Annotated in this window: 2 protein-coding genes; one reads left to right on the top strand and one right to left on the bottom strand. The window is 74.4% G+C overall.

Translation table 11 applies throughout. The annotated features are described in order from the left end of the window. Positions 1-208, top strand: a 208-nt coding sequence (locus tag OZN99_RS32100) for a 3-keto-5-aminohexanoate cleavage protein (protein WP_270939241.1), incomplete at its 5' end; no start/stop codon positions are given. 8 nt (positions 209-216) lie between these two features. Here OZN99_RS32100 and OZN99_RS32095 read toward each other — a convergent pair. Next, positions 217-999: an SDR family oxidoreductase gene (locus tag OZN99_RS32095; RefSeq protein ID WP_270939240.1), complete on the bottom strand. Its 783-nt coding sequence runs from the start codon at positions 997-999 to the stop codon at positions 217-219. Positions 1,000-1,175 lie beyond the last annotated feature (176 nt).

Raw genomic sequence — 1,175 nt, 5'->3', positions numbered from 1 at the left:
GGCGGCGATCCTGGCGCTGATCGGCCCGCGGGGCGCCGGGCCGGAGCGCCAGCTGCACGGCTTCGGCCGCAGCGCCTGGCCGATGGCGCGCCGCGCCGCCGCGCTGGGCCTGATGCTGCGGCTGGGCCTGGAGGATGTGGCGGAACTGCCGGACGGCGCGCCGGCGCCCGACAACGCCGCGCTGATCCGGGCGGGACTGGCGCTGTAGACCGCCGCCTACATCATGTTCGCCGTGACGCCGCCATCGACGAAGATCAGCTGGCCGGAGACGAAGTCCGAGGCCGGGGAGGCGAGGAACACCGCGGTGCCCGCGATCTCCTCCGCCGCGGCGTAGCGGCCGGCCGGGCAGCGGCGCTTCACGGTGGCCAGCCATTCGGGGTTGTCGAGCAGCGGCCGGTTCATCTCGGTGTCGAACCAGCCCGGCCCGATCGCGTTGCACTGGATGTTGTACGGGCCCAGCTCGACGGCCAGCGCGCGGATGAACATCTTGAGGCCACCCTTGGCCGAGGCATAGGGCGTGATGGTGCCGCGGCCGAGGTCGCTGGCCAGGCTGCCGGTGGCGATGACCTTGCCGCGGCGACGTTCCTTCATGCCCGGCACGATCAGCTTCGACAGCCGGAACAGCGCCGTCAGGTGGGTGTCGAGCACGCTGGCCCAGCCTTCCTCGGTCAGCGTCTCGACCGGGCCGCGATACTGGTTGCCGGCGTTGTGGAGCAGGATGTCCACCGGACCCATGGCGGCGACGGCGGCTTCCATGGCGGGCAGGTCGCGCACGTCGAAGGCGGCGGTGCGGACCTTGACGCCCTCGGGCAGCCCCTCGGCCCGCATGGCCTCGGCCTGCGCGTCCAGCGTGGCCTGGTCGCGGCCGTTCAGGATCACCTCGGCCCCGGCGCGCGCCAGGCCCAGGGACATCGCCGCGCCAAGCCCGCGCGAGGCGCCGGTGACGAGGGCGACGCGGCCGGTGAGGTCGAACAGCGCGGCGTGCTGCGGCGATGGCATGGACGGATCCTCCGGATGGTTGCGGGCAGCCTACCGGCTGGGGCCGATGGTGCTAGCCTGCCCGCCGGAAGCGGAGAGAGCGGGATGCCGAAGCTGATGCGGCGCGCGGCCCTGGCGGCCGGCATGGCGGGCCTGGCCGCGGCCTGGCGGCCGGGCGCGGGATGGGCGCAGGCCGG

The organism is Falsiroseomonas oryzae, from assembly GCF_027856955.1.
GTDB lineage: Bacteria > Pseudomonadota > Alphaproteobacteria > Acetobacterales > Acetobacteraceae > Falsiroseomonas > Falsiroseomonas oryzae.
Note: the sequence above shows the minus strand (reverse complement) of the source record. Positions and strands in the feature narration are given on the sequence as shown.

Excerpts from the sequence above, each read along its gene's own strand:
- OZN99_RS32095 (WP_270939240.1), bottom strand. The coding sequence starts at position 999 with ATGCCATCGCCGCAGCACGCCGCGCTGTTCGACCTCACCGGCCGCGTC.